This is a genomic window from Streptomyces sp. NPDC058052 (genome assembly GCF_042885515.1).
Classification (GTDB): domain Bacteria; phylum Actinomycetota; class Actinomycetes; order Streptomycetales; family Streptomycetaceae; genus Streptomyces.
In genome coordinates this window covers 1-20157 of sequence record NZ_JBHVRX010000024.1, presented here as the reverse complement: position 1 = coordinate 20157, position 20157 = coordinate 1, and the positions used below count along the sequence as shown (strand labels likewise).

The following is a 20157-nucleotide window of genomic DNA, read 5'->3' as shown; positions in this document are numbered from 1 at the left end:
CCGCGCCCGAACCCCGCCCCGCCTCCCGCCCCTTCGCCCGTCGTCCGGTCCGCCGCGCGGACCGCCCCGCGATCCGCCGGCGTCGTACGGCTCCGCTCGCGGCGGCCGCCGTCGCCGCGGTCCTGCTCCTGGCCGCCGGGTGCGGGGGCCGGGCGACCACCCATCACAAGCCCGGCACCGGCCACGAGCAGGCCACCGGCTCCAACGGGACCCTGCTCGCGGCCCGCGACGAGTCGGGCCGGCGCCTCCGCGAACTTCCCGCCGCCGACGCGCCCACGGTCCGCGCCGAGGCCCGTCCGGACACCGAGGGCGGCTGGAACGTCCACCTCACCGTGGAGAGGTTCCGCTTCACCCCCGAGTCCGTCGGCGGCGGGGCCCTCATCGGCCGGGGCCACGCCCGCGTGCTCGTCGACGGACGGGAGACCGCCCGCGCCTACGGCCCCTGGTTCCACCTCCCGCCCGGCGCCCGTACCCTCACCGTCCGCCTCCACGCCGACGACCACACCGTCTGGGCCGTCGCCGGCAAGCCCGTCCAGACCACCCTTCCCCTCACCCCTTCCACCGCTCCCTCGCCCACCCCGACCGTGCCCCCGACCTCGTCCCCCACCCCGACCGTGCCCCCGGCCTCGTCCCCCGCCGCGGACCCCACCCCCGCCGGCCGCACCCTCGACATCCGCGTCAGCGGCTCGACCGTCACCCCGGCGCCCTCCCGCGTCGAGGTGAAGAAGGGGGAGCGGGTCACCCTCCGCGTCACCTCGGACCGCGCCGACACCGTCCACGTCCACGGCTACGACCGCGAGGCGACCCTCGCCCCCGGCACCCCGGCCACCCTCACCCTGACCGCGGACCGCACCGGACTCTTCGAGGTGGAGACCCACGAGTCCGGACTCGTGCTCACCCAGCTGGTGGTCCGATGACGGCCGCCCAGGCCCCGCCCCTCCCGCTCGCCCACGGTGTCGGCGCCCAACACGACCTGCCGCTCTCCCCCTTCTACGCGTACGCCGGCGCCTTCACCGCCCTGCTCGCCTCCTTCCTCGGCCTCGCGCTGCTCTGGTCCACCTCCCGCTTCCGCGGCGACCGCGCCGGCCGCCCCCTGCCCGCCTCCTTCCAGCACCTCGCCGACGCCCCCGCCACCCGCACCGCCCTCCGCCTCCTCGGCGCCGCGCTCGCCCTGCTCTTCCTCGCCCACCTCCTCCTCGGCCCCGACGACCCCGACCGCAACCCCGCCCCCGGCGCCCTCTACGTCCTCCTCTGGGTCGGACTCGTGCCCGCCTCCCTCCTCCTCGGCCCCGTCTGGCGCCTCCTCAACCCGCTGCGCGCCCTCCTCTCCCTCCGGCCGCCCCGCGCGCCCCGGCCGATCCCCGCCGCCGTCGGCATCCGCCCCGCCGCCGCCGGCCTCCTCCTCTTCGCCTGGCTCGAACTCGTCGCCCCCGACAACACCTCCCGCTCCGTCCTCCTCGCCGCCCTCGCCGCCCACCTCGCCGTCCAGCTCCTCGGCGCCGCCCGCCACGGCGTCGCCTGGTTCGCCCACGCCGACCCCTTCGAGGTCTACTCCTCCCTCCTCGCCCGGCTCTCCCCGCTCGGCCGCCGCGCCGACGGCCGGCTCGTGCTCCGCTCTCCCTTCAACGGCCTCGACTCCACCCCCGAGACCCCCGGACTCGTCGCCACCGTCTGCGTCCTCCTCGGCACCACCGCCTACGACGGCCTCTCCGACAACCCCCGCTGGATCACCACCCTCCAGACCTCCTCCCTCGGCCCCACCGCCACCGCCACCCTCGGCCTGCTCGCCGCCGTCGCCCTCGCCGCCGCCTGCTACGGACTCTGCGCCGGCACCCTCCGGCTCCTGAACCGCGCCCTCACCACGCCCCTCACCTCCTTCGCCCACTCGCTGCTGCCCATCGCCCTCGGCTATCTCGTCGCCCACTACTTCTCACTCCTCGCGGTCGAAGGACCACGCACCGTCATGATGGCAGCGGGCACTGACAACGCCCCCTCACCCGGTCCACCCCTGGGCCCCGGGGGCCTCGCCGTCCTCCAGGTCGCCGCGATCGTCACCGGTCACGTCCTCGGCGTCGTCGCCGCCCACGACCGCTCCGTCCGCCTCTTCCCGCCCGCCCGCGCCGTCGCCGGCCAACTCCCGCTGTTCGCGCTGATGATCGCGTACACGCTGGGCGGCATCGGCCTGCTCATCGCCTGAACAGGATCGGAACGGCATCATGGACCCCGTGCCCCAGACCCGCCCGCACGGCCCGCCGCCCGCGCTCCGCCGCACCCCCGTCCAGCAGCGCAGCGCCGAGCGGCTCGCCCGCATCCTCGACGCCTGCGCCGGGCTCCTCGACGAGACCGGCTACGAACAGCTGAGCACCCGGGCCGTCGCCGTCCGCGCCGGCGTGCCGATCGGCTCGGTCTACCGCTTCTTCGGCAACAAGCGGGCCATGGTCGCCGCCCTCGCCCACCGCAACCTGGACCGGTACGCCGAGCGGATCTCCGCCCGCTTCGAGCGGACCCCCGTCCTCGACGCGCACTCCGCCATCGACGGCGTCCTCGACGAGTTCATCGCGATGAAGCGGAGCGTCCCCGGCTTCGCCCTCGTCGACTTCGGTGTCCCGGCCGCCGACGAGGCCGGGGGAGCGGCCGCCGAGGACCCCAACGGCCTGGTCGCCGAGCGGATCTGCGGGCTGCTCGCCACCCACCTCGGCCGCACCTCCGACGAGACGCTCCGCCGCAAGGTCCTCGTCGGCGTCGAGACCGCCGACACCCTCGTCCGCCTCGCCTTCCGCGCCGACCCCGACGGCGACGCCGCCCTGATCGGCGAGACCCGGCAGCTGCTCCACGCCTACCTCGCCCCCTCCCTCTCCGCCTGACCGCCGGGGTGCGCTCCGACGAACCCCTCCCCGACGTGCCTACCGGTCGGTATGCTCTCGGCGAGCCGCCGCCCCGCCGCCGTCCACGGGAGACGCCATGCCCACCGCCCCGCGCATCTGCCCCCTCTGCGAAGCGACCTGCGGACTCGTCCTGACCCTCGACGGCAGCCGGGTCACCGGCGCCCGAGGGGATCGCGACGACGTCTTCAGCCGAGGCTTCGTCTGCCCCAAGGGCGCCGCCTTCCCGCAGGTCGACGCCGACCCGGACCGGCTGCGCGCCCCGCTCGTCCGCGAGGACGGACGCCTGCGGGAAGCGAGCTGGGAGGAGGCGTTCGACACGATCGCGGCGAGAATCCGCCCCCTCATCGAGGATTACGGCCCCGATGCCCTGGGCATCGTCCTGGGCAACCCCAACGTCCACACGATGGCCGGAGCGCTCTACCCGCCCCTCCTCCTCCGCGCCACGGGCACGAGCAACCTCTTCACCGCCTCCACGCTCGACCAGATGCCCAAGCACGTCTCCAGCGGCCTCCTCTTCGGCGACCCCTTCGCCGTCCCCGTGCCCGACCTCGACCGGACCGACCACCTCCTGGTCATCGGGGCCAACCCGCTGGACTCCAACGGAAGTCTCTGCACCGCCCCCGACTTCCCCGGCCGGCTTGCCGCGCTGCGCCGCCGCGGCGGCACCCTCACCGTCGTCGACCCCCGCCGCACCCGCACCGCCCGCCTCGCCGACCGCCACCTCGCGCCCCGGCCCGGCACCGACGCCCTCCTTCTCGCCGCCCTCGTCCACACCCTCTTCGCCGAGGACCTCGCCCGCCCCGGCCCCCTCGCCGACCGCGCCGAGGGCATCGACCAGGTCCGCGACGCCGTACGGGACTTCACCCCCGAGGCCGTCGCACCCGTCTGCGAGCTCGACCCCGGGACGATCCGCGCCGTCGCCCGGGAACTCGCCGCCGCGTCCACCGCCGCCGTCTACGGGCGGATGGGCAGCTCCACCGTGACCCACGGCACCCTCGCCAACTGGCTCGTCGACGTCCTCAACGTCCTCACCGGCAACCTCGACCGGCCCGGCGGCGCCCTCTTCCCCCGCTCCGCCACCGCCCCCGCGCCCCGCCCGGCCGGGCCCGGCCGCGGCTTCGCCCTCGGCCGCCGCCACAGCCGCGTCTCCGGACACCCCGAGGTCAAGGGGGAGTTCCCGCTCGCCGCGCTCGCGGAGGAGATCGACACCCCGGGGGAGGGCCGCATCCGGGCGGTGATCACCATCGCCGCCAACCCCGTCCTCTCCGCCCCCGACGGACTCCGGCTCGACGCCGCCCTCGACACCCTCGACCTGATGGTCTGCGTCGACCCCTACCTCAACGAGACCACCCGCCACGCCGACGTCCTGCTGCCCCCGCCGCCGCCCTCCCAGAGCGCCCACTTCGACTTCGCCTTCAACGGGTTCGCCGTCCGCGACCAGGCCCGCTACACCCCCGCCGCCGCCCCCCTGGAGGCCGGCCGCATGGACGAGTGCGAGATCCACGCCCGGCTGGTCCTCGCCGCGTCCGGCATGCACGGCGCCCCGCCCTCCGCCGTCGACGACCTCGCCGTCGACACCCTCCTCGCCAAGGCGGTCGCCCAGCCGTACTCGCCCGCCCACGGCGCCGACCCCAAGGAGTTCGCCGCCCGGCTCACCGGGGAGAGCGGAGCCGAGCGGCGACTCGACCTCATGCTGCGGCTCGGCCCGTACGGCCTCACCCTCGACGACCTCAAGGCCCACCCGCACGGCATCGACCTCGGCCCGCTCAAGCCCCGCCTGGACGAGGTGCTCAGGACCCGCAGCGGGCGGATCGAACTCCTCCCGAAGCCGATCGCCGCCGACCTGCCCCGGCTGCGGGCCGCCCTCACCGCCGTGCCGGAACCCGGAGCGCTCCAGCTGGTGGGCCGCCGCCACCTGCGCTCCAACAACAGCTGGCTGCACAACACCCCCGCCCTCACCGGGGGTTCCAACCGCTGCACCCTCCAGGTGCACCCGGACGACGCCGGGCGGCTGCGGCTCGCGGACGGCGCCCCCGCCCGGATCAAGGGCGAGGGGGGCGAGCTCACGGCGGAGGTCGAGGTCACCGACACCGTACGGCCCGGGGTCGTCAGCCTCCCGCACGGCTGGGGCCACGACCGCCCCGGCACCCGGCTCACCGTGGCCGCCGTCCGTCCCGGCGTCAACGTGAACCAGCTCCTCGACGGCTCCCTCCTCGACCCGCTCTCCGGCACCGCCGTCCTCAACGGCTTCCCGGTGGAGGTGACCCCGCTGGAATCGACGCCACGGCCGTGACCTGGGGTTTTGCTCGTATTGCTCACGGGTCGACCCCTTGTTGAGGCCGGAAGGGGGCACCTACGGTCATCCGGACCGCCGCTCGGCGGCTGTTCAACGGTGAACGTGAGGTGCCTCCATGCTGACCGTCCTCGGCTTCGCCATGATCGCGACCTTCCTGGTCCTGATCATGATGAAGAAGATGTCGCCGATCGCGGCGCTCGTCCTGATCCCCGCCCTCTTCTGCGTCGCCGTCGGGCAGGGCGCGCAGCTCGGCGACTACGTCATCGACGGCGTGAGCAAGCTGGCCCCCACCGCGGCGATGCTGATGTTCGCGATCGTCTACTTCGGCGTCATGATCGACGTCGGCCTCTTCGACCCGATCGTCCGGGCCATCCTGCGGTTCTGCAAGGCCGACCCGGTCCGCGTGGTCGTCGGCACGGCGGTCCTCGCCGCCATCGTCTCCCTAGACGGCGACGGCTCCACCACCTTCATGATCACCGTCTCGGCGATGTACCCGCTCTACAAGCGGCTCGGCATGAGCCTCGTCGTCCTCACCGGCGTGGCGGCCACGGCCAACGGCGTGATGAACACCCTGCCCTGGGGCGGCCCCACCGCCCGCGCCGCGACGGCGCTCAAGCTGGACGCCGGCGACATCTTCGTGCCGATGATCCCGGCCCTCGCCGTCGGCCTGCTCTTCGTCGTCGCCCTCGCGTACGTCCTCGGCCGCCGCGAGCGGAAGCGGATCGGCTACCTCACCCTCGACGAGGCCCTCGCCACCGGGGCGGACGCCGAGACCGTCCTCGTGGGCGCCGGCGGCGGAACGGACGAGGGCCCGGGCACGCGCAAGGGCGAGGGGCGCTCCGCGCAGCGGACGGGCGGCACCGACGGCGGCGCGGGCGCCACCCCCACCGCGGCGGGCGCCGGCACGCCGGACGAGGACCTCGCCGTCCCCGGATTCCAGGGCCTCGACCCGAACCGGGCCACCCTCCGCCCCCGGCTCTACTGGTTCAACGCCGCCCTCACCGTCGCGCTGCTCACCGCGATGATCCTCGAAGTGCTGCCGATCCCGGTCCTCTTCCTCATCGGTGCCGCGCTCGCCCTCACCGTGAACTACCCGCGCCCGGCCGAGCAGAAGGAGCGCCTGGCCGCGCACGCGGAGAACGTGCTCAACGTCTCCGGCATGGTCTTCGCCGCCGCCGTCTTCACCGGGGTCCTCACCGGCACCGGCATGGTCAAGCACATGGCCGACTGGCTGGTGGGCGCCATCCCGGAGGCGATGGGCCCGCACATGGCGCTGGTGACCGGAGTGCTCAGCCTGCCGCTCACCTACTTCATGTCGAACGACGGCTTCTACTTCGGCGTCCTGCCCGTCCTCGCCGAGGCCGGTGCCGCCCACGGCGTCTCGCCGCTGGAGATCGCCCGCGCCTCGCTCGTCGGACAGGCCCTGCACATGTCGAGTCCGCTCGTCCCGGCCGTGTACGTGCTGGTCGGCATGGCGAAGGTGGAATTCGGCGACCACACCCGCTTCACCGTGAAGTGGGCCGCTCTCACCTCGCTGGTCGTCCTCGCCGCGGCGGTCCTCTTCGGGCTCGTCTGACCGGGTCTGGGCCGGACGGGGGACCGGCGGGGAGGCGTGCGCATGTCGCGACCGTGCGTGTTCATGACGTGACGGATAGTCGGATTATCGCTTGAAATGTCTGACGACATCGTTCGCGGAGGGACCCGCATGCTCGTTCGTACCGCCCGACCCCTCGCCGCCGCGTCCGGCCTCGCCCTCGCGGGCGTCGCTCTCCTCGGGGCCGCCGCCCCGGCCGCGTACGCCGCACCCGGTGACAACGGGGACGTGAAGATCCACCAGACGACCACCCCCGAGAGCGACCGGCGGAACGACCCGAAGGTCTGCGCGTTCTACCTCGCCGCGTTCGACTTCGACGAGGGCCAGGAGGTCACCTGGAGGATCGAGCCCCAGCCGGCGAGGAACGGCGGAGCCACCTTGAGCGGCTCGCTCACGCCCCCGACCGGCACGGGCCGCACTCCGGGCGCCCTCTCCCTGCCCGACGGCATGTACAGGCTCACCTGGAACTTCGTGGGCGAGCAGGGTGCCGGCAAGCGGAAGGTCTTCCAGGTCGACTGCCCGAACGGCGGAGAGAGCGGCGGCAACGGCAACGGCGGAAACGGTGATGGGGGCAACGGCAACGGGGGCCACGGCGGCCACAAGCCCCCGCACGGTCCGGTCGGCGCCGGCGGCGGCGGCAGCGCCGAGATGGCGGCCGACGAGGACGGCACGGCCTTCGGTGTCGGCGCGGCGGTCGCCGCCGGCCTCGCGGGCACCGTCGGCCTGGTGCTGATCCGCCGCTCGCGCCGCCGCGATCATGGCGCGGCGTAAGGCCCGCCTCACGCGCCGGCGGCGACGGCTCCTCCGGCTCACCAGGACCATGGCGGTGGCCGTGGCCCTGGTGGCCGGGGGCGTGTGGTGGAGCGGGGACGGGGACCCCGCCGACCGGCAGCCCGTCGCCAGGGCCGACGCCAAGTCCGACGCCGGGGCGTCGGCCGCGGCGCCCGGCCCCGCGGCCGGTGCCACCGCGCCGGCCGCGGGCCCTCGCACCGCCGCAGGCCCTCGCACCGCCGCGGGCGCGGACGCGGCCCGGCCTCGTACCGACGCGGCCGGGAGTCGTGCCGACGAGACTCGACCTCGTGCCGACACTTCCCGGCCCGGTGCCGACGCGGCCGGGGGTCGTACCGACGCGACTGGGCCCCGTACCGACGCGGCCGGGAGTCGTGCCGGTGCCGGAGGGCGTGCGGAGGTTCCGGCGGCGAGAAACCCCGCGCCGCTTCCCTCGCCCGCCCCGCTCTCCCGCTCCCGCCCCACCCTCCTCGCCGTGCCCGCGATCACCACCGAGGCGCCCTTCCTGGACGTCGGGCTCGACCGGCAGGGACGCCTCGGCGTGCCGCCGATCGACGACCCGCTGAAGGTCGGCTGGTACGCGGAAGGCCCCGCGCCCGGCGAACGTGGCACGGCCGTGATGGTGGGGCACCGGGACACCCGCACCGGGCCGGCCGTCTTCCTCGACCTCGACTCGCTCGGGCCCGGGAACACCGTCCGGGTCGCCCGCGCCGACGGACGGGTCGCCGTCTTCACCGTGGACAAGGTGCGCACGTACCCGAAGTCCGCCTTCCCCGACAAGGAGGTGTACGGCTTCACCGGCCGGCCCGAGCTGCGTCTGCTGACCTGCGGCGGAGCCTACGACCGGGGTGCCGGCTACGACGCCAACATCGTCGTCTTCGCCCACCTCACCGGTGTCGACAAGACGATCTGAAGCGCGGGACCGCACCGGCCCCGCGTCGGGTACCGTCGCCCCGGCGGGGCCGTACGGACCCGGCGCGGGGCCGCTCCGCGCGGCCCGGCGCCCCGCCGCGCCCGGCGACGGGAGCCGCGATGAGATCCGCCCCACTCCGGCAGGCCCTGGCGCCCTAAAACTAACAGCGCTAGTTTGGGTCGGCGGAGCCGATCGGATCGGCCCCGCCGCAGGCGAGCGGTCGAGCGGACCGGGAATGGGGAAGCTGATGAAGGCCCACGACGCGATGTACATCGGTGGGGAGTGGCGCCCCGCGGCCTCCTCCGAGACGATCCCCGTGGTCGATCCCGCCACCGAGCAGGTCATCGCCCACGTCCCGGCCGGCACCGCCGAGGACGTCGACGCCGCCGTGCGCGCCGCCCGGGCCGCGCTGCCCGGCTGGTCCGCCACCCCGCCCGCCGAGCGGGCCGCCCGGATCGGCGCCCTGCGCGACGCGCTCGCCGCCCGCGCCGAGGAGATCGCCGCCACCGTCACCGCCGAACTCGGCGCCCCGCCGAAGATCGCCGCGGCCGTGCACGCCGGCCTGCCGGTCACGGTAGCCGGCTCGTACGCCGAACTCGCCGCCACCCATTCCTTCGTGGAGAAGGTCGGCAACTCCACCGTCTACGCGGAGCCGGTCGGCGTCGTCGCCGCCATCACGCCCTGGAACTACCCGCTCCACCAGATCGTCGCCAAGGTCGCCCCGGCCCTCGCCGCCGGTTGCACCACCGTCCTCAAGCCCGCCGAGGACACCCCGCTGACCGCCCAGCTCTTCGCCGAGGCCGTCCACGAGGCGGGTCTCCCGGCCGGCGTCTTCAACCTGGTCACCGGCGTCGGCGCGGTCGCCGGCCAGGCCCTCGCCGAGCACCCCGGTGTCGATCTCGTCTCCTTCACCGGCTCCACCGCCGTCGGCAGCCGCATCGGCGCCCTCGCCGGCGGCGCCGTGAAGCGGGTCGCCCTCGAACTCGGCGGCAAGTCCGCCAACGTGATCCTGCCGAGCGCCGACCTCGCCAAGGCCGTCGCCGCCGGCGTCGGCAACGTCATGGCCAACTCCGGCCAGACGTGCAGCGCCTGGACCCGGATGCTGGTCCCCGCCGAGCGGTACGAGGAGGCCGTCGCCCTCGCCGCCGAGGCCGCCGCCAAGTACGTCCCCGGCGAGCGCCTCGGCCCGCTGGTCAGCGCCCGCCAGCGCGACCGGGTCCGCGGCTACATCGAGAAGGGGATCGAGGAGGGTGCCCGGCTCGTCGCCGGTGGCCCCGAGGCCCCGCTGGAGACCGGCTACTACGTCGCCCCGACGGTCTTCGCCGACGTCACCCCCGGGATGACCATCGCCCGGGAGGAGATCTTCGGCCCGGTCCTCTCGATCCTCCGGTACGAGGACGAGGCGGAGGCCCTCGCCCTCGCCAACGGCACCGAGTACGGCCTCGGCGGCGCCGTCTGGGGCGAGGAGACCGAGGCGGTCGCCTTCGCCCGCCGCATGGAGACCGGCCAGGTCGACATCAACGGCGGCCGGTTCAACCCGCTCGCCCCCTTCGGCGGCTGGAAGCGTTCCGGCGTCGGCCGTGAACTCGGCGCCCACGGCCTGGCCGAGTACCTCCAGACCAAGTCCCTCCAGTTCTGAGCCCCGACCCGCAGAAGGAGACACCCGTGATCCGTGCCGCCGTCCTGCCCGCCGTCGGTGCCCCCCTGGAGATCACCGGCATCGAGCTGCCCGAACCCGGCCCCGGCCAGGTCCGGATCCGGCTCGCCGCCGCCGGGGTCTGCCACTCCGACCTGTCGCTGTCCAACGGCACCATGCGCGTCCCCGTCCCGGCCGTCCTCGGCCACGAGGGCGCCGGCACCGTCGTCTCCGTCGGCGAGGGAGTGACCCAGGTCGCCCCCGGCGACGGCGTGGTCCTCAACTGGGCGCCGTCCTGCGGCGCCTGCCACCCCTGCTCGCTCGGCGAGGTGTGGCTCTGCGTCAACGCCCTGAACGGCGCCGCGAACGTGCACGCCCGCGCCGCCGACGGGCGCGAGCTGCACCCGGGCCTCAACGTGGCCGCCTTCGCCGAGGAGACGGTCGTCTCCGCGGCGTGCGTGCTGCCCGTCCCGGAGGGCGTACCGCTCACCGACGCGGCCCTCCTCGGCTGCGCGGTCCTCACCGGCTGGGGCGCCGTGCACCACTCCGCCCGGGTCCGGGAGGGCGAGACCGTCGCCGTCTTCGGCGTCGGCGGCGTCGGCCTCGCCACCCTCCAGGCCGCCCGGATCGCCGGGGCGTCCACGATCGTCGCCGTGGACGTCTCCCCGGAGAAGGAGGAGCTGGCGCGGGCCGCCGGAGCCACCGAGTACGTCGTGGCCTCGGAGACCACCGCCCGCGAGATCCGGAAGCTGACCGGAGGACACGGTGTCGACGTGGCCGTGGAGTGCGTCGGCCGCGCGGTCACCATCCGCACCGCCTGGGAGTCCACCCGGCGCGGCGGCCGGACCACCGTCGTCGGCATCGGCGGCAAGGACCAGCAGGTCTCCTTCCACGCGCTGGAGATCTTCCACTGGGGCCGCACCCTCGCCGGCTGCGTGTACGGCAACTCGAATCCGGCGGCCGACCTGCCCGTGATCGCCGGCCACATCCGGGACGGCGGCTTCGACCTCGGCGCGCTCGTCACCGAACGGATCACCCTGGACGGCATCCCCGGCGCCTTCGACGCCATGCTCGCGGGCAGGGGCGGCCGCGCCCTCGTCGTCTTCTGACCCGGGGACACGGCCCCGGGGTGCGCCCGGGGGGCGACCCGTCGTACGCCCCGGGGCGCGGCTCTCGCGCACGCCCCGGGGCGCGGTTCAGGCGGCGGCCCGCAGGAGGATGTCCTCGTACACCCGCGGGTCGTCGCCGGTCACCACCGGCCAGCCGACGCCGTAGGCGCCCTCCCACGACACCTCGACGCCCGGGTTGGCGACGTCGGTGCCGTCGTGCAGGAAGAGGTGCGGGCTGCACCGGATCGCGTCCGTCCGCGAGAGCGCCGTCTGGTCGGCGAGGGCGCGGCGGGCCCTGCCGTCGTCCAGGGCCGCCTCCAGCTCCGCCACGTCGACCCCGCCGGCCTCCTTCGCGACGTCCAGGATCACCCGCCGGTTGCTGACGCACCGGGACTCGGCCCAGAAGGCCCGGCGCAGCCCCAGGTCGAGGAGTTCGGAGGCGCGCAGGGACTGCTCCTTGGCGGCGAGCACGGCTTCGAGCGCCGGGAGGGTCGTGGACGGGTAGAGCCAGTCCTTCGCCTGCCACAGCTGCCATCCCGCCGCCGGCTCCAGCGACGCCATCCGGGCCACCTCGCTGTCCGTGCCGGGGCGCGGGCTCGGGGCGTCGTTGAGCAGTTCCAGCGGGAAGGCGCGCAGGTCGAAGGAGACCCGGTCCTCCAGACCGAGCCGGGCCCGGGTGGTGTGCAGCCGGTGGATCGCGAGGTGCGCGAACGAGCACCAGAGATCGGAGTGGACGATGAGGACTCCGGGCGGCGGGGTGACGGCGGCGGAGGGCTCGGTGGCGGCGGCGGACGGGACGGCCGCGGGCGCGGTGGTGCTCTCGGGCATGGGTGTGTCCTTTCGTCGGGGTGGAGCGCGGGGTTCAGGCGAGCTGGATGGTGAGCGAGCCGGCGAGCAGCAGCGCGAGACCGAGCGCGCGCGGCCGGGTGAGGGGGCGCCGGGGCAGCCGGAAGAGCCCCTTGTGGTCGATGAGGGCCGAGGTCAGCTGCTGGCCCGTCACCGTCAGCGCGATGGTCACGGCCGCGCCGATGGCGGGTATGAGCAGGAACGTGCCCGTCACGTACGCGGCGGCGCAGGCCCCGCCGAGCCAGCCCCACCAGGGCATCTTCTTCAGCGGGGCGACACGCGGAGCCGGGGTGCGCCGGGTGGCCCGGAGCACCAGCAGGACGACGGCGATGGTGAGGGTCGCGACGGCGAAGCTGATGACGGCGACGGTGAGCGGCGCGTGGAGCCGTTCCCTCAGCTGGGCGTTGACCGCGCCCTGCACCGGCAGGACCCCGCCCGCGACGATCCCGAGGGCGAGCCAGCCCGTGCGGGCGGCGGCCGACAGACCGGGGGCGCCCGCCGGGCCCGCGCCGCGCCCGCCGCGGATGATCACGACGATGCCGGCGAGGACGGCGGCGGCGCCGAGGACGATGCCGGCGCCGGGCTCCTTCCGCTCCAGCCCCAGCAGGCCGAAGAGGTCGAGGGCGAGCGAGGCGAACATCTGCCCGGTGACGAAGAGTCCGACGCTCGCCAGGGCGCCGAGCCGGGGGAAGAGCAGGATGCCGCTGGTGATGTAGAGGGGGCTGGCCAGTCCGCCGAGCAACTGCCAGGGCGGCACGTCCGGCAGTCCGCCCAGCGCGCCGAGGGTCCCGGCGGCGAGCGCCAGGGCGGCGAGGAGGGCGGTGGCGACGCCGAGCTGCAGCGTCGAGGCGCCGTACGGGGTCCCGACGGCGGAGTTGAGCTGGAGGTTCGCCGACGCCTGGACGGCGAGGAGGCAGCCCACGAGCAGGGCGACGGCGAGCAGGGCGGTGTGCATCCGGGATCTCCCTCGTGGAACTCCGGGGCAGGGCAGGGCAGGGCAGGGCGACGAACTCCGCAAGCGGACGCCGTGTCCATTTAGAGTGCCACGGGGACGCTCAAGCGGACAAGGTGTCCGTTTGAGTGAAAGGGAAGTAGGGTCGGATCCATGAGCGACCACGAGCGGCCCGGCACCGGGCCGGACCCGGCGCGGACGCCGGACGGGGCGGCCCCCCGTCCGGCCGACCGCCCCTCCCGCGTCGAGCGCGACCTGACCGCCGCCCTCGGCGCGGCGGGCGACCCCCTGGCCATGGGCGACGTGCTGGCGGCCGGGGTCCCGTCGGCGGCCGGCGGCCTCCTGATCGAGGGCGACCTCCAGGCCCACGGCGCGCGCCCGGCCGCCGCGCCGCGCCGCCGCGCCGACGCCGAGCGCAACCGCGCCCAGATCCTCGCCGCGGCCGAACGGCTCTTCTCCGAGAGCGATCCCCGGACGGTCACCATGGACCGCATCGCCAAGGCCGCCGGCGTCGGCCGCGCCACCCTCTACCGGAGCTTCCCCGACCCGTCCTCGGTCGCCGTGGCGCTGCTCGACGAGCACGAGCGGCTGCTCCAGGGGCAGCTCGTCTACGGCCCGCCGCCCTTGGGTCCCGGCGCGCCCGCGGGGGAGCGGCTCGCCGCGTTCTACCTCGCGATGCTCAACCTCCTGGAGAAGCACCTCCCGCTGGCGCTCGGCGCGGAGACCGGGCCCGAGCGCTTCCGCACCGGCGCGTACGGCTTCTGGCGGGTCCACGTCCGCACCCTGCTCGTCGCGCACGGCACCGAGGACCCCGACGCCCTCGTCGACACCGTCCTCGCCCCGCTCGCGCCCGAGCTGTTCGCCTTCCAGCGGCACGAACTCGGGCTCCCCGTCGAGCGGATCGGCGTCTCACTGGCGGCGTTCGCCCGCGGCCTCCTCCAGGTGGGCGCCCGTCCCTGACGCCGGGGGAGCGGACGCGCGCGGGCGGGACCGGGACACCGCCACGCCCGCCAGGCACAGCGCGCCGCCGACCAGCGTCAGCGTCCCCGGCAGCTCGCCGAGCAGCGCCCAGGCCATCAGGACCACCAGGGCGGGCACGGCGTACGTGGTCGCGCCCATCCGCCCCGCGGTCGTCCGCGCCAGCGCGTACGCCCAGGTCGTGAAGGCGAGCGCGGTCGGGAACACGCCGAGGTAGACCATGTTCGCGGTCGCCGACAGCGGCGCCCGCGCCGCCTCCGTCACCAGCTGCCCGGCGAACGGCAGGCAGGCCGCCGCGCCGATCGCGCAGCCGAACGTCGTCACCTGGAGCGCGCTCGCGTGGGCCAGCGCCGGCTTCTGGGCCACGACCCCGCCCGCGTACGCCACCGCCGCCAGCAGGCACAGCGCCACGCCCAGCACCGAGGCGTGGCCGTCCTCGCCGGACATCGACAGCCCCACGGCCACCGCGCCGGCGAAGGACACCGCCATGCCGGCCAGCAGCCGCGGCGGCAGGGTCTCGCCGAGAAACCGGGCGCCGAGCAGGGCGATCAGGAGGGGGCCGATGTTGACGAGCATCGCGGCCGTCCCGGCGTCCACCTCCTGCTCGCCCCAGTTCAGCGCCACCATGTACACCCCGAACCAGAGCAGTCCGGAGACGAGGATCCCCGGCCACGCGGCCCGGGGCGGCAGCCCCTCGCGCCGCACCAGGAGGACGGCCCCGAGGACCAGCGCCCCGGCGAGCAGCCGTCCGAGGGCGAGCGCGCCGGGGGAGTACGCGGCCCCGGCGCTGCGGATGGAGACGAAGGCGGACGCCCACAGGACGACGGTGACGCAGGCCGCGGCAAGCGCGAGCCGGGCGGAGGAGACGGATTTCGGCATGCCCCGACGGTAGGACCCGCACCCTTCGGCCCACACCGCAATATCGGTGCCCGCGCCTGTGCCCGCGCCCGTGCCTGCGCCCGCGACCCCGGACCGCAACCGCAAACGCGACCGTGACCCCGGACCGTGACGAGACCGCGACCCCGGACCGAGACCGCCATCGCGTCGTACCAGGCCCGCGCCGTCCCCCGGCGTATCCGCTCGCCGCCCCGGGGCACCTCACCGCAGCGTCGCGGCCTCGATCCCGAGCTCCCGCCGCAGGGCCCGTTCCCCGGCCGGGGTGACCTTCACCGCCCGCTCGGACCCGATGCGTACGCACCAGCCGTGGTCCAGCGCGTGGGCGCAGAGCGCCGCTCCCGCCAGCCCCGCCAGGTGCGGCCGGCGCTCGGTCCAGTCCAGGCAGCCGCGCGCGAGCGGCCGCCGCCCCTTCGGCGCGAGGGGGATGCCGAGGCCGGCGAACCAGTCCAGGCCACGGTCCGTGAGCGCGAACCCGGTGTCCTGCCGCAGCAGCCCGCGCGCGGTCAGCGCGTCCGTGACGGAGGTCCCGAGCCGCCCGGCGAGGTGGTCGTAGCAGGTGCGGCCGCGCGCCATCGCCCGTCCGGCGCTCACCGCGGCCAGCGACCGGGGCGGCTCGTCCGCGCCGGAGCCGGCGCGGGCGGCCAGCTCCTCCACGAGGTGCGCGATGCCGGGCCCGGCGAGCCGCACGTACCGGTGCCGGCCCTGCCGCTCCTCGGTGAGCACCCCGCCCGCGACCAGCTTCCCCAGGTGCTCGGTCGCGGTGGACGGTGCCACGCGCGCGTGCCGGGCGAGTTCCCCGGCCGTCCAGGCCCGCCCGTCGAGCAGGGCGAGCAGCATCGCGGCCCGGCTCTCCTCCGCGAAGAGCGCCGCGAACGCGGCGAGATCACTGGCTCCCATGGGCCCAGCATCCCCCACACATCCTTCGGCCCCGCCCGAAACGTCCCCGCAGGGACCCCTCCCACGCGCACGCACTCCTCCCGCGCACGCACTCCTCCCGCACGCGGACTCCTCCCGCACGCGGACGCCTCCCGCACGAACCCTTCCCGCGCCCCGCTTCCCTCCCGCGCCCCGGTCCCTAATCGCCCCGGTCCCTAATCGCCCCGCTCCCTAACCGCCCCGCTCCGCGCCCTGCGGCGCCCAGGCCCCCCGTACCCCGATCTCGTACTGCGCGCCGAGGCCGTCGAGCAGGGCGCGCAGGCCGGTGGCGAAGGCACCCTCGTCGACCTTCTCGCGGTGCTCCGCGAGGCGGTGCGCCTGGCCGAGGTGGGGGTAGTCGGCGGGGTCGTACGCCGTCTCGTCGTCGACGAAGCCGCGGGCGAAGGAGCCGAGGGCCGAGCCCGTGACGAAGTACCGCATCAGGGCGCCGATGTGGGTGGCCTGGGCGGGCGGCCAGCCGGCCCGGACCATCGCGCCGAAGACCGCGTCGGCGACCTTGAGGCCCGCCGGGCGGCGGCCCGGCCCCTGGGCGAGCACCGGGACGATGTGCGGATGGTCGGCGAGGGCGGCCCGGTAGGAGAGCGCCCAGTCGTGGAGGGCGGTGCGCCAGTCGCGCGGGTCGTCCGGCTCGAACATCGACAGGTCGATCTTGGCGCTCACCGCGTCCGCGACCGCGTCCAGGATCTCGTCCTTGGTGCGGAAGTGGTTGTAGAGCGAGGGCCCGCTCACGCCGAGCTCGGCCGCGAGCCGCCGGGTCGAGAGGGCGTCCAGGCCCTCCGCGTCCACGAGCGCGCCCGCCGTCTCGACGATGCGGTCTCGGCTGAGCAGGGGCTTGCGCGGTCGGGCCATGGCGCACATAGTAGGCCCGTACCAAGAAAACTAGCAGTGGTAATTAAATGCTGAGCGGACCGGGTGAGGTGGCGTCGCGGTGGATCTGGGACTGAGCGAGGAGCAGGAGGCCGTACGGCGGCTGGCGGCCGACTTCGTCGCCCGTGAGGTGACGCCGCACGTCGTGGAGTGGGACCGGGCGGAGAGCGTCGACCGGGGGCTGGTGAAGAAGCTCGGCGACGTCGGCTTCCTCGGGCTCACCGTCCCGGAGGAGTACGGCGGTTCGGGCGGCGACCACCTCGCGTACTGCCTCGTCACCGAGGAGCTCGGGCGCGGCGACTCCTCCGTGCGCGGGATCGTCTCCGTCTCCCTCGGGCTGGTCACCAAGACCGTCGCCGCCTGGGGGACCGAGGAGCAGAAGCGCGCCTGGCTGCCCCGGCTCGCCTCCGGCGACGCCCTCGGCTGCTTCGGCCTCACCGAGCCGGGCACCGGCTCCGACGCGGGCAATCTGAGCACCCGGGCCGTCCGCGACGGCGGCGACTACGTGATCGACGGCGCCAAGATGTTCATCACCAACGGCACCTGGGCCGACGTCGTCCTGCTCTTCGCCCGGACCGGCGACGCCCCCGGCCACAAGGGCGTCTCCGCCTTCCTCGTCCCCACCGACACCCCCGGCCTCACCCGCCGCACCATCCACGGCAAGCTGGGCCTGCGCGGCCAGGCCACCGCCGAACTCGCCCTGGAGGGCGTGCGCGTCCCGGCCTCCGCGATGCTCGGCCCCGAGGGGAAGGGCTTCTCCGTTGCCATGTCAGCCCTCGCCAAGGGCCGCATGTCGGTCGCGGCCGGCTGCGTCGGCATCGCCCAGGCCGCCCTCGACGCCGCCGTGCGGTACGCGGGGGAGCGCGAGCAGTTCGGCAGACCCATCGCCTCGTACCAGCTCGTGCAGGAGCTCATCAGCGACATCGCCGTCGACGTGGACGCCGCCCGGCTGCTGACCTGGCGGGTCGCCGACCTGATCGACCGGGGCCTGGACTTCGCCACCGCCGCCTCCAAGGCCAAGCTGTACGCCTCCGAGGCCGCCGTCCGCTCCGCCAACAACGCCCTCCAGGTCTTCGGCGGCTACGGCTACATCGACGAGTACCCGGTCGGCAAGCTGCTGCGGGACGCCCGCGTGATGACCCTCTACGAGGGCACCAGCCAGATCCAGAAGCTCATCATCGGCCGGGCGCTCACCGGGATCTCCGCTTTCTGAGCCCCCGCGGTCTGAGTACCGCGCTGAGTATCCGGGCGGATGTGGCGCCGGCCACATCCGCCCGATGCTGTCGCCATGAGCGAGTCACAGGTCAAGCAGCAGAACACGAACGCCTACCACGCGCAGGCCGTCATCTCCTTCGCGATCGCCCTCGGCGCCGTCGCCATCGGGATCTACCAGCTGGAGGCGAGCGCCTGGGTGCGCGCCTTCATGGCGGTCTCCGTGCTCTACCTCACCACCTCCGCCTTCACCCTCGCGAAGGTGGTCCGCGACCGGCAGGAGTCCGACCGGATCGTCAGCCGGGTGGACCAGGCCCGTCTGGAGAAGCTCCTCGCCGAACACGACCCCTTCCAGCAGAAGCTCTGAGCCCCGTGGGCCCGGACCCCGGGCGCCCCGGGCTCTAAGCGCTTGCTCAGCTTCGTTGTATGGTGTTCGTCCTGACCGGTCCGAGGAGGAGTGTGGGGATGAGCACGGCGGAGCAGACGCCCGGCGGCGAGGACGTGACCTGGGGCGAGGTCGCGCCCGAGGCCGCCCGGAGGCTGCTGGTCGCGGCCGTCGAGGCGTTCGCCGAACGCGGCTACCACGCCACCACCACCCGCGACATCGCGGGCCGCGCCGGGATGAGCCCGGCCGCGCTCTACATCCACTACAAGACCAAGGAAGAGCTGCTCCACCGGATCAGCCGCATCGGTCACGACCGCGCCCTGGAGATCCTCCGGGCCGCCGAGCTGCGGGACGGCGCCGCCTCCGACCGGCTCGCCGACGCCGTCCGCTCCTTCGTCCGCTGGCACGCCGAGCGCCACACCACCGCGCGGGTCGTCCAGTACGAGCTGGACGCGCTCGGCCCCGAGCACCGCACCGAGATCGTGGAGCTGCGCCGGGAGACCGAGGCGACCGTGCGCCGGATCATCGAGGAGGGCGTGGCGGCCGGCGAGTTCGACGTGGCGGACCCGGCCGGCACCACCGTCGCCGTGCTCTCCCTCTGCATCGACGTGGCTCGCTGGTTCAACGTCCAGGGCCGCCGGACGCCCGACGAGGTCGGCGCGTTCTACGCCGACCTCGTGCTGCGCATGGTGGGGTTCCGGGCTCAGAAGTAGTAGCGGGAGACCGACTCGGCGACGCACACCGGCTTGTCGCCGCCCTCGCGCTCCACGGTCACCTTCGCGGTGACCTGCACTCCGCCGCCGGCCTCCTCCACCTTCGTGAGGACCGCCGTGGCGCGCAGGCGCGAGCCGACCGGCACCGGCGCGGGGAAGCGCACCTTCTCCGTGCCGTAGTTGAGGCCCATCCTCATGCCCTCGACCCGCAGCACCTGCGGCACGAACAGCGGCAGCAGGGAGAGGGTCAGATAGCCGTGCGCGATCGTCGAGCCGAAGGGGCCCGAGGCGGCGCGCTCGGGGTCCACGTGGATCCACTGGTGGTCGCCGGTGGCGTCGGCGAAGAGGTCGATCCGCTTCTGGTCGACCTCCAGCCAGTCGCTGTGTCCCAGCTGCTCGCCGACCCCCGCGCGCAGCTCCTCGGCGGAGGTGAAGATCCTCGGCTCGGCCATGTCCCTGGTCCCTTCTCGTACGACATACCCAACGGTCTGTGTCTAAGCGCTTGCTCAGCATGTGGGGTGGGGGTCGCGCTGTCAACGGACCAGTAGGGTTCGCGGGGTGCCGCAGATTCCAGAGAAGATCCACGAGCTCACCGTCGGCCAGCTCTCCGCCCGCAGCGGCGCGGCCGTCTCCGCCCTCCACTTCTACGAGGCCAAGGGGCTCATCGGCAGCCGCCGCACCGCCGGCAACCAGCGCCGTTACGGGCGCGACGCGCTGCGCCGGGTCGCCTTCATCCGCGCCGCCCAGCGCGTCGGCATCCCCCTCGCGACCATCCGCGACGCCCTCTCCGAACTCCCCGAGGAGCGCACCCCGACCCGCGAGGACTGGTCCCGGCTCTCCGCCACCTGGCGCGCCGAACTCGACGACCGCATCAAGCAGCTCGGCCGGCTCCGCGACCACCTGACGGACTGCATCGGCTGCGGCTGCCTCTCCCTGGAGACCTGCGTCCTGTCCAACCCCGACGACGTCTTCGGCGAGCGCATGGCCGGCTCCCGGCTGCTGCCGCTGCGTCGCGAGACCCCGGAGGACGACACCCCGGGTCCGGCCGGGAAGTAGCGAGGCCCGCCGTCGCGGGCCTCCGGGCCGGCCGCGGCTCCGGCCTCCGGGCCGGCCGCGGCTCCGGCCTCCGGGCCGGCCGCGGCTCCGGCC

20 protein-coding genes are annotated in these 20157 nt (G+C 74.9%); 14 read left to right on the top strand and 6 right to left on the bottom strand.

Annotation, left to right across the window (positions count from 1 at the left end; genetic code table 11):
* Positions 1 to 71: 71 nt before the first annotated feature.
* The 9 genes from ACFVU3_RS28010 (at position 72) to ACFVU3_RS27970 (ending at position 11222) form a co-directional block, all read left to right on the top strand.
* Positions 72 to 917, top strand: a complete 846-nt coding sequence (locus ACFVU3_RS28010; protein WP_390070596.1) for a hypothetical protein — start codon at positions 72 to 74, stop codon at positions 915 to 917.
* Positions 914 to 2197: a hypothetical protein gene (locus ACFVU3_RS28005; RefSeq protein ID WP_390070441.1), complete on the top strand. Its 1284-nt coding sequence runs from the start codon at positions 914 to 916 to the stop codon at positions 2195 to 2197. The genes ACFVU3_RS28010 and ACFVU3_RS28005 overlap by 4 nt, the downstream gene beginning before the upstream one ends.
* Before the next feature lie 19 nt (positions 2198 to 2216).
* A complete protein-coding gene (locus ACFVU3_RS28000; protein ID WP_390070439.1) occupies positions 2217 to 2864 on the top strand; it encodes a TetR family transcriptional regulator in 648 nt (215 codons plus the stop codon).
* 97 nt (positions 2865 to 2961) lie between these two features.
* The gene (locus tag ACFVU3_RS27995) at positions 2962 to 5178 is read left to right on the top strand and encodes a molybdopterin oxidoreductase family protein (RefSeq protein WP_390070437.1); all 2217 of its coding nucleotides are present in this window, start codon (positions 2962 to 2964) and stop codon (positions 5176 to 5178) included.
* Positions 5179 to 5296: 118 nt separating this feature from the next.
* On the top strand, positions 5297 to 6757 hold the full coding sequence (locus ACFVU3_RS27990) for a CitMHS family transporter (protein ID WP_390070435.1): 1461 nt from the start codon (positions 5297 to 5299) through the stop codon (positions 6755 to 6757).
* 129 nt (positions 6758 to 6886) lie between these two features.
* Positions 6887 to 7546: a hypothetical protein gene (locus ACFVU3_RS27985; protein ID WP_390070433.1), complete on the top strand. Its 660-nt coding sequence runs from the start codon at positions 6887 to 6889 to the stop codon at positions 7544 to 7546.
* 493 nt (positions 7547 to 8039) lie between these two features.
* Positions 8040 to 8477: a class F sortase gene (locus ACFVU3_RS27980; protein ID WP_390070431.1), complete on the top strand. Its 438-nt coding sequence runs from the start codon at positions 8040 to 8042 to the stop codon at positions 8475 to 8477.
* 247 nt (positions 8478 to 8724) lie between these two features.
* A complete protein-coding gene (locus tag ACFVU3_RS27975) occupies positions 8725 to 10116 on the top strand; it encodes an aldehyde dehydrogenase family protein (RefSeq protein WP_390070594.1) in 1392 nt (463 codons plus the stop codon).
* A 26-nt stretch (positions 10117 to 10142) separates the two neighbouring features.
* Positions 10143 to 11222: a Zn-dependent alcohol dehydrogenase gene (locus ACFVU3_RS27970; RefSeq protein ID WP_390070429.1), complete on the top strand. Its 1080-nt coding sequence runs from the start codon at positions 10143 to 10145 to the stop codon at positions 11220 to 11222.
* An 87-nt stretch (positions 11223 to 11309) separates the two neighbouring features.
* Here the strand turns inward: ACFVU3_RS27970 and ACFVU3_RS27965 are convergent, their stop codons facing one another.
* Together ACFVU3_RS27965 and ACFVU3_RS27960 are read right to left on the bottom strand one after the other, a co-directional pair.
* Entirely contained in the window at positions 11310 to 12050 is a 741-nt protein-coding gene (locus ACFVU3_RS27965; protein WP_390070428.1) for a DsbA family protein, read from the bottom strand.
* Between the two features lie 34 nt (positions 12051 to 12084).
* Positions 12085 to 13023 carry a DMT family transporter gene (locus ACFVU3_RS27960; RefSeq protein WP_390070427.1) on the bottom strand — a complete coding sequence of 313 codons (939 nt, stop codon included), beginning with the start codon at positions 13021 to 13023 and terminating at the stop codon, positions 12085 to 12087.
* A 291-nt stretch (positions 13024 to 13314) separates the two neighbouring features.
* On the opposite strand from ACFVU3_RS27960, the gene ACFVU3_RS27955 reads away from it, so the two are divergent.
* The gene (locus ACFVU3_RS27955; RefSeq protein ID WP_390070592.1) at positions 13315 to 13980 is read left to right on the top strand and encodes a TetR/AcrR family transcriptional regulator; all 666 of its coding nucleotides are present in this window, start codon (positions 13315 to 13317) and stop codon (positions 13978 to 13980) included.
* On the opposite strand, the gene ACFVU3_RS27950 is transcribed toward ACFVU3_RS27955, so the two are convergent.
* The 3 genes from ACFVU3_RS27950 to ACFVU3_RS27940 form a co-directional block, all read right to left on the bottom strand.
* A complete protein-coding gene (locus ACFVU3_RS27950; protein WP_390070426.1) occupies positions 13930 to 14877 on the bottom strand; it encodes a DMT family transporter in 948 nt (315 codons plus the stop codon). The two genes, ACFVU3_RS27955 and ACFVU3_RS27950, sit on opposite strands and share 51 nt — an antisense overlap.
* A gap of 219 nt (positions 14878 to 15096) precedes the next feature.
* On the bottom strand, positions 15097 to 15792 hold the full coding sequence (locus ACFVU3_RS27945) for an ArsR/SmtB family transcription factor (RefSeq protein ID WP_390070425.1): 696 nt from the start codon (positions 15790 to 15792) through the stop codon (positions 15097 to 15099).
* A 210-nt stretch (positions 15793 to 16002) separates the two neighbouring features.
* Positions 16003 to 16680, bottom strand: a complete 678-nt coding sequence (locus ACFVU3_RS27940) for a TetR/AcrR family transcriptional regulator (protein WP_390070423.1) — start codon at positions 16678 to 16680, stop codon at positions 16003 to 16005.
* A gap of 79 nt (positions 16681 to 16759) precedes the next feature.
* Here ACFVU3_RS27940 and ACFVU3_RS27935 point away from each other — a divergent pair, with 79 nt between their 5' ends.
* The 3 genes from ACFVU3_RS27935 (at position 16760) to ACFVU3_RS27925 (ending at position 19008) form a co-directional block, all read left to right on the top strand.
* Entirely contained in the window at positions 16760 to 17911 is a 1152-nt protein-coding gene (locus ACFVU3_RS27935; RefSeq protein WP_390070421.1) for an acyl-CoA dehydrogenase family protein, read from the top strand.
* Positions 17912 to 17986: 75 nt separating this feature from the next.
* Positions 17987 to 18277, top strand: coding sequence for a YiaA/YiaB family inner membrane protein (locus tag ACFVU3_RS27930; protein WP_390070419.1), 291 nt, complete (start codon positions 17987 to 17989; stop codon positions 18275 to 18277).
* Positions 18278 to 18375: 98 nt separating this feature from the next.
* Positions 18376 to 19008, top strand: a complete 633-nt coding sequence (locus tag ACFVU3_RS27925; protein ID WP_390070417.1) for a TetR/AcrR family transcriptional regulator — start codon at positions 18376 to 18378, stop codon at positions 19006 to 19008.
* Here ACFVU3_RS27925 and ACFVU3_RS27920 read toward each other — a convergent pair.
* Entirely contained in the window at positions 18999 to 19460 is a 462-nt protein-coding gene (locus tag ACFVU3_RS27920; protein ID WP_390070415.1) for a MaoC family dehydratase, read from the bottom strand. The genes ACFVU3_RS27925 and ACFVU3_RS27920 overlap by 10 nt on opposite strands.
* A gap of 106 nt (positions 19461 to 19566) precedes the next feature.
* On the opposite strand from ACFVU3_RS27920, the gene soxR reads away from it, so the two are divergent.
* Positions 19567 to 20064 (top strand): redox-sensitive transcriptional activator SoxR, encoded by a 498-nt coding sequence (gene soxR, locus ACFVU3_RS27915; protein WP_390070413.1) that lies wholly within the window; start codon positions 19567 to 19569, stop codon positions 20062 to 20064.
* Positions 20065 to 20157 lie beyond the last annotated feature (93 nt).